This is a genomic window from Gottfriedia acidiceleris, from assembly GCF_036421055.1.
In the GTDB taxonomy this organism is placed as follows: Bacteria; Bacillota; Bacilli; order Bacillales; family Bacillaceae_G; genus Gottfriedia; species Gottfriedia acidiceleris_C.
The window spans coordinates 1-6,606 of the sequence record NZ_JAZGQS010000030.1 but is presented as its reverse complement, the minus strand read 5'-3'; the positions used below and the strand labels follow the sequence as shown (position 1 = coordinate 6,606).

The window sequence follows — 6,606 nt, the reverse complement described above, 5'->3', positions numbered from 1 at the left end:
TACCGCTCAGAAGCGACTTTAATATAATAACATTTTGTTGAGTAACTTGTCAACAACTTATTTTATATTTTTTGTTATCCTAACTTGTTTTGTCGTGACAACATAAACAAATATACCATCTCGTCCAAATGATTGCAAGCATTTCTTTTTAAAAAAATAAACTAAAATAATTTATGCGAATTTCAAATCAAATTAATTAGTTAATTGTACAACTAGGTATATATACAAGCACAAACAATCCCTCTTCCATAGATTAGTACAAGAAAGGGAGGAATTGTTATGCAATGTAATGAAGCCCATCAATTATGTAATAATTTTAGAGGGCAGGTTGTACGCATTTTCGATAAAGATGGAAATGAACATATTGGTCGAATTACAAGAGTAACTGATGATCGAGTTTTTATTGAACCAGTCAATCAACATCGTCAAAGCTCTAATTCATCTAATAGATCATCAAATCGTAATAGAAGTAATATGAATAGAAGTCAATCTAGAGATTTCTCAGATAGAAACTTTTCAAATAGAAGTTTCCATAATGGAAATCGTTCTAATGTGTGGTTTAATAATCGAGTAGACGACAGATTCGATAATAGATTTGAAAACCGTTTTGACGATCGATTCGACAGAAGATTTGACAGAAGGTTTGATAGAAGAGAAGAAAGAAGAGAGCACAGAGATTTTGACAGAGATGGATTTAGATGCGGATTCTTCGGCTGTGGGTTCGGTATTTCAATTGCACTCGGTTTTGTTGCAGGAGTCGCACTAGCTGCATTATTCTTTTTTTAATAGCTCAATAAAATCATATTCAATTACTGGGGGTATGTCTCTTTGGTCAATTGCTGACTTGAGACACCCTTTTATTTTATGAATAGAAAGGTCATGACACACCCACTCCCATTAGTTAAAGATAAAAGCAATATGAAAAATATCGTTAAAATCATTATAATTATATTCATACTTTACTTAAGTACTATATCTTACAATTTCCAAAACATTTTTAATCATAAAGAAAGTAGAGATTAATAAGCATTTCCAATCTATCCTAATGGTGACCGTTCATTATTAAGAGTATACTTAAATAAGTGCACTCTAAATAATGAAAGTGAGGGATATCATGCAAATAGAATCAGTAATAGATGATTTATCAAACCTAAATTTAATTAATAAGAAAGAAATTAAGTACACTAAACTAACAGGTGGAACATCTAGCAGTATATATCTTCTAAGTAACATAAAAAATGACAGTAAGTATATAGTTAAGTTTAATGATCCACATGTATTACAATCAGAAGCATATTTTCTTAATTTCTATAACAAAGTAGATATATTACCCAAATTAATTTTTGCTGAAACAACATTTAATTACATAGTTTATCCTTTCATTCAAGGTAGCACAAATTATATTAAAAAGAACAAAAAAAAATTACTTATATCACTTGTTAAACAGTTAATAAATAATTACGAATCCTACCCCAATGCCCCAGGTTGGGGATGGGCAGATGATTTATCTAATTCATGGTCAGATTTTCTTATGAGTAGAATGACAGAGGCTTATAAAATTTTAAATTCATATTTAGATAAACAAGATCATACACTTATCTCTGCTATAATAAACAATTCAAATCAAATGACTTTTCAAGGCGAACCTTTTTTATTACATGGTGACTGTGGTATACATAATTTTATTTTTAATTTAGGCGAATTAAGTGGAATTATTGATCCTACTCCAGTGTTTGGCGATCCACTTTATGATTTAATCTATGCGTTTTGTTCTTCACCCGATAATCTAACAAAAGAAACAATTTCAACCGCAGTTAGTCATTTGAAATTTTTACAATATAAAGATTCTCACATTATATATAAAAATGTATTGGTTGGATTATATTTTAGATTAGCTACATGCATAAGACATCACCCAAATGATTTAGACGAATACTTAAAAGCTTGGCAATATTGGATTAGCATGGTTAAATCCACGTGAATTTTAAAATATAAACAGTCTGATAATTGGTATTAATTCAATCCTGGTAAGTGGGAGATTTGTATATCAAACAAAAAAGATAAGCTATTGTGCCTATCTTTTTCTACATAAAAATACTCTATATCCTAACACATCTTTATAACGTACTAGTATCTCTTGAAATCTATGAAGTAATTCAATTCCCTCAGGTGGTAACTTTTGAAATGGTAGTGAATCAGTTAAGTTTGTTGATGTATTCATGATTGTATTTCCTTTGAGGATTTTATAATCTCTAAAGCCCCCTTTAATGAATGCTTGTTCCCACTCTCTTACCGTTTTTACTTTTGAAATACCATAAACATCCTTTATTTCACTTTCTTCCTTGATTGTTAGCGGTCTCTCTGATGTCATTTCTATAGCAAGAAAATATCCACCTTTTTTTAACACTCTTACATATTCATGTAATGATTTATCTACATTTGTGAAGCTTGTTACTGATTCCGAAATAATAATATCAAATGAATTATCTTTAAAAGGAAGGTTTTCTGCACTTGCTTGATGCAGAGTAATTGGAATTTTTTTTTTGTTAAATCGTTTTCTTGCATTAGCCAGCATCCGGCTATTTATATCGATTGTTGTAATTGAGCAATTGAAACTTTCATATAAATAGCTAGCGGTTTTCCCTGAACCGCATCCAACCTCTAAAACTTGACTATCTGGTTTTAGCGGAAGAAATCTTAATGTTTTCTTTGTTAAATCAAACCCACCTGGATGTGCATCTTCTATATTTAACGTAGCGATTAAATCTATATAAGAAAATTTCCTCATATTAAGACCCCAATCATGTAGTTTGGTATAGTCTATTCATTTAAGCTTAAAATTGTTTTGTATTCTTTAGAACAATGAATTTTTTCTTTTAAAAAAACATCAGCTTTTGGGCTGATGTTTTAGTTTGTATACAAAGACCTATAATTTGCTGATTGAATACAGCCGTAATATTATTCCCCGTTACTTCTCATTCCTTTTTGAATCTTTCGAAGTGCCTTTTTCGAACCTCTTTCAATATCATGCTGTAATTTCCTTGTCGCATAATCAACAAATAATGTATCTAAGTCATATCCTTCTGGATACAGTTCGGCAGCTTTTACTTCTAAAGATACTCGTTTTTCATTCACTTCCAAAAAATCTCCATTGAAAAAAACAATAAGATTGCAGAAATTATCGATTTCTTTATAGACAATTCCAAAGTTATTATAATCTAATAATTTTACTCGATCACCTTTTTGATAGTTAGCCTTAGCTTCTGCTTTCATTTTGATAATCTTAGGTTTCCTTATTGCACTTTCAATTACTTTTTCTAATCGATATTCTTTATTTTCCATATATTCTTTTGCTCTTTGAAGTACATTTTCACGAATATTCATTTTCTTAGAAATCCATAAAGCATTACTTTCTCCTGATTTTCCGATTATTAACTTGTACATTGGTTCTAATGTTTCACTATTAAATCGCATTGCAGCATTCATAAAGTCACTATGCATTTCTGAAAAACGTTTGATTTCTCCATAATGAGTAGTTGCAACTGTAATACATCCCATGAGATAAAATTCTTCCAATATAGAAATTGCAAGTGCAGATCCTTCATTCGGTTCCGTACCACTTCCTATTTCATCAAATAATAAAAGTGTATTATTATTAGAAACACTCATAATATCGGAGAGGTTTTTCATATGTGATGAAAATGTGCTAAGGGCATTCTCTATACTTTGATTATCGCCAATATCCACGAAAATCTTTTCAAATACTGCAATTTCAGTCCCTATGTCTCCAATAATATGGAAACCTGACATTGTTGCTAAAGTTAGTAAACCAATTGTTTTTAGAACGACTGTCTTTCCACCCGCATTAGGTCCAGTAATGATTAAACTTCGGTAATCTTCCCCTATTCCAAAATTAAGTGGAACTACATTACCTGTTAGGAGTGGATGTTTGCAATCAACTAACTTTATATATCCGAAGTCATTTAATTTCGGCTCAATTCCACCAATTTGTTTGCTAAATTTAGCTTTAGCAAATACCATATCATATTGGCTAACTAACTCCATATTTATATTTATTTCATAAATATTTTCTAAAATCATTCCTGAAAGGGTTGCTAATATTTGATATTCTTCCATAGCCTCTTCAGCCTTTAGGCTTGCTAACTCACTGTTTAATTTAGTTACTGTATTGGGTTCAATAAAGACCGTTGCCCCTTTAGAAGAAACTTCAATAATCGCTCCAGGGACCTGCTTCTTAAAGGAAGCTTTAATTGGTATTGTATATCGTTCATCTTTCTTACTTATAAAAAAGTCCTGAATATACATCTTATTTGCACTACTACTTAGAAATTTATTTAAACGATCTTTAATCTTCTCTTCAACTGATTCAATATTATTTCGTATCCGTTTTAGATCTTTACTAGCCCCAGAGTCAACGCTGTTTCCTTTAATTGAAAAGTTAATCTCCCCTTCAATATTCATAAATTCGCTCATTGAGTTTGCGTAAGAAGCGAGAATTGGAGCAAAAAATACATTATCTTGTATAAACTTTTTAATTCTTCTACATCCTCTTAAAAAGTCAGATACACTGATTAAATCACTCGGATCTAATATCATGCCCTTTTCAAGATTTTGAATAATATTTTCTATATTAGAGACACCTAAGAATGGTACATGTCCTTCTGCATCTAATATCGCCCGAGCTTCAGTTGTCTCATTTAATCGATTTTTAACTACTTTTATATTGGTACTAGGTTCTAATTGATCTAACAATTTTTTACCTAATCCACTTACACAATAAGATTTTACAGTTTCTTTTAGCTCGTTATATTGTAATTTTTCAAATGTTATATTATTCAATTTCAATTCTCCTCTTTAATATGATTTTATCGACCATAAATGGAGATACCTACCCGTTAGGTTTCAATGAGAACGATTTTTTTACCCGAATATATATAAAAAAGCTGCGGAGATACCGCAGCTTTAAACACATTACAAGGCAATCATAATAGAAATATAGTTAAATAAGCTATAACAGAATAGCCATACTAATTTCATTACACGCATTATAAAGTATTGTAGGTATCTTCATAGGTTTGAAATAAATACATGACAAAATTAAGGGTACGAATTCTACTAACTCCCCTTTTTTCTGCATCCTATTTATTTCATTTATTTTTTTCCTATTTAGAACCTACCGCACTCACAAAATGCACCTCATTTATTATTATGTTCATTGAAATCTAACTTATTGAAATCATCATACTATGTGTAAATTGAAAAGTAAAGATGATCTACCCTATTTACTATATGTGCTTAATAAAAATTTCCCACAACTTTTTTACAATTCAGATAGCACAAAGCACTTTATTTTATGTTTCATACTCACTGTAAGCCCATTGTTGTGTAAAAAAATTGAATTGAATATTAAAAATAAAAATTGGAGATTTCAAATGAAAAATACAATAGCTTATCTTACTTTCAGTTTATTATTCGTAATTAACTCTATTACTACAGTACACGGAGAAATTGCAAATCATTTATTTAGTACTAAGTCTGTTAGTTTTAAAGGAACCGATAATAACTGGGAAATTTTTCACGAAATGACTTTAGTGGGAACTGATATCTTATTTAAAACAACTATAAAATATAAAGGAAAATATGATAAAGATTTAAATAAGTCAAACTCTCACTACTTAGTTAGTTGTAATGAAAAAACAATCGGAGGAGAGACGTTTTTACTAAATCAATCTGGTGAATTTCATGGTAAAAAAAGAGAGTGTGGCGGATGTGAGTTTATTGATAAGGTAAAAGAAATAAAATATGAAATTTACTGGAAAGATACTATAAGTACAGTTATTTTGAAAAAAGTGGTAAAAGATTAAATTTTAGAATTGAATAGTGGATTGGAACAAAGGGATGCTCATTATTCTTATTTTATAGACAACCTCATTTTTTTAGCAGCATGAAAACGAACTCAATATAAGAAGAACTATTCTACTACAGACCATTCCAATACCGAATTCTTTTATCATTGAATTTGACCTCGTCATTACTCAATGATGTAATAATCCTCGTTGTACAATTTAAATTAACAAAAAAAAGAACTGTTTATATATTCATTTTATTATTATAATCCCACTGAGACAGATAAAGGAACGTATTCACAGAAAACTGATACGGCGTATGTAATTAATAGTTCTAAGTTTCATAATTTGAAAATCATAGGTGATAAAAAAGGAACAACTTTTAAAATAAACATTGATAATAAAACCTATGTTTTTTAACAATCTGATACAAATCCTACTATTATAGATAATTCTGAATGACTAGAATTAGGTCTTCAATTATACGATAATCAAATTTTGTACTAATAACCTATAAAGGACTATCAACAATTGACAGTCCTTTATAGGTTATTAAATCAATTTATTAATTCAAAATAAAAAAAGCACCAGCTGATTAGCTGATACTTTGGTAAACCAGGCGACGTTCTACTCTCACAGGGGGAAACCCCCAACTACCATCGACGCAAAAGAGCTTAACTGCCGTGTTCGGTATGGGAACGGGTGTGACCTCTTCGCAATAATCACCTGATTTGTATTT

5 protein-coding genes and 1 rRNA gene are annotated in these 6,606 nt (G+C 30.1%); 3 read left to right on the top strand and 3 right to left on the bottom strand.

What is annotated here, in order from left to right; genetic code table 11:
- Positions 1 to 279 precede the first annotated feature (279 nt).
- On the top strand, positions 280 to 786 hold the full coding sequence (locus RAH41_RS22325) for a hypothetical protein (RefSeq protein WP_331225452.1): 507 nt from the start codon (positions 280 to 282) through the stop codon (positions 784 to 786).
- Positions 787 to 1,114: 328 nt separating this feature from the next.
- On the top strand, positions 1,115 to 1,981 hold the full coding sequence (locus RAH41_RS22320; protein WP_331225451.1) for a phosphotransferase: 867 nt from the start codon (positions 1,115 to 1,117) through the stop codon (positions 1,979 to 1,981).
- Between the two features lie 93 nt (positions 1,982 to 2,074).
- Here RAH41_RS22320 and RAH41_RS22315 read toward each other — a convergent pair whose 3' ends face one another.
- Both RAH41_RS22315 and RAH41_RS22310 read right to left on the bottom strand, forming a co-directional pair.
- A complete protein-coding gene (locus tag RAH41_RS22315) occupies positions 2,075 to 2,788 on the bottom strand; it encodes a class I SAM-dependent methyltransferase (protein ID WP_331225450.1) in 714 nt (237 codons plus the stop codon).
- A 170-nt stretch (positions 2,789 to 2,958) separates the two neighbouring features.
- Positions 2,959 to 4,860 carry an endonuclease MutS2 gene (locus RAH41_RS22310; protein WP_331225449.1) on the bottom strand — a complete coding sequence of 634 codons (1,902 nt, stop codon included), beginning with the start codon at positions 4,858 to 4,860 and terminating at the stop codon, positions 2,959 to 2,961.
- A 593-nt stretch (positions 4,861 to 5,453) separates the two neighbouring features.
- Between RAH41_RS22310 and RAH41_RS22305 the strand changes: the two genes are divergently transcribed.
- Positions 5,454 to 5,885 carry a hypothetical protein gene (locus RAH41_RS22305; protein ID WP_331225448.1) on the top strand — a complete coding sequence of 144 codons (432 nt, stop codon included), beginning with the start codon at positions 5,454 to 5,456 and terminating at the stop codon, positions 5,883 to 5,885.
- 596 nt (positions 5,886 to 6,481) lie between these two features.
- On the opposite strand, the gene rrf is transcribed toward RAH41_RS22305, so the two are convergent.
- Positions 6,482 to 6,597 (bottom strand): 5S ribosomal RNA (rrf, locus tag RAH41_RS22300).
- Positions 6,598 to 6,606 lie beyond the last annotated feature (9 nt).

Excerpts from the sequence above, each read along its gene's own strand:
- RAH41_RS22325 (WP_331225452.1), top strand. The coding sequence starts at position 280 with ATGCAATGTAATGAAGCCCATCAATTATGTAATAATTTTAGAGGGCAG.
- RAH41_RS22320 (WP_331225451.1), top strand. The coding sequence starts at position 1,115 with ATGCAAATAGAATCAGTAATAGATGATTTATCAAACCTAAATTTAATT.
- RAH41_RS22315 (WP_331225450.1), bottom strand. The coding sequence starts at position 2,788 with ATGAGGAAATTTTCTTATATAGATTTAATCGCTACGTTAAATATAGAA.
- RAH41_RS22305 (WP_331225448.1), top strand. The coding sequence starts at position 5,454 with ATGAAAAATACAATAGCTTATCTTACTTTCAGTTTATTATTCGTAATT.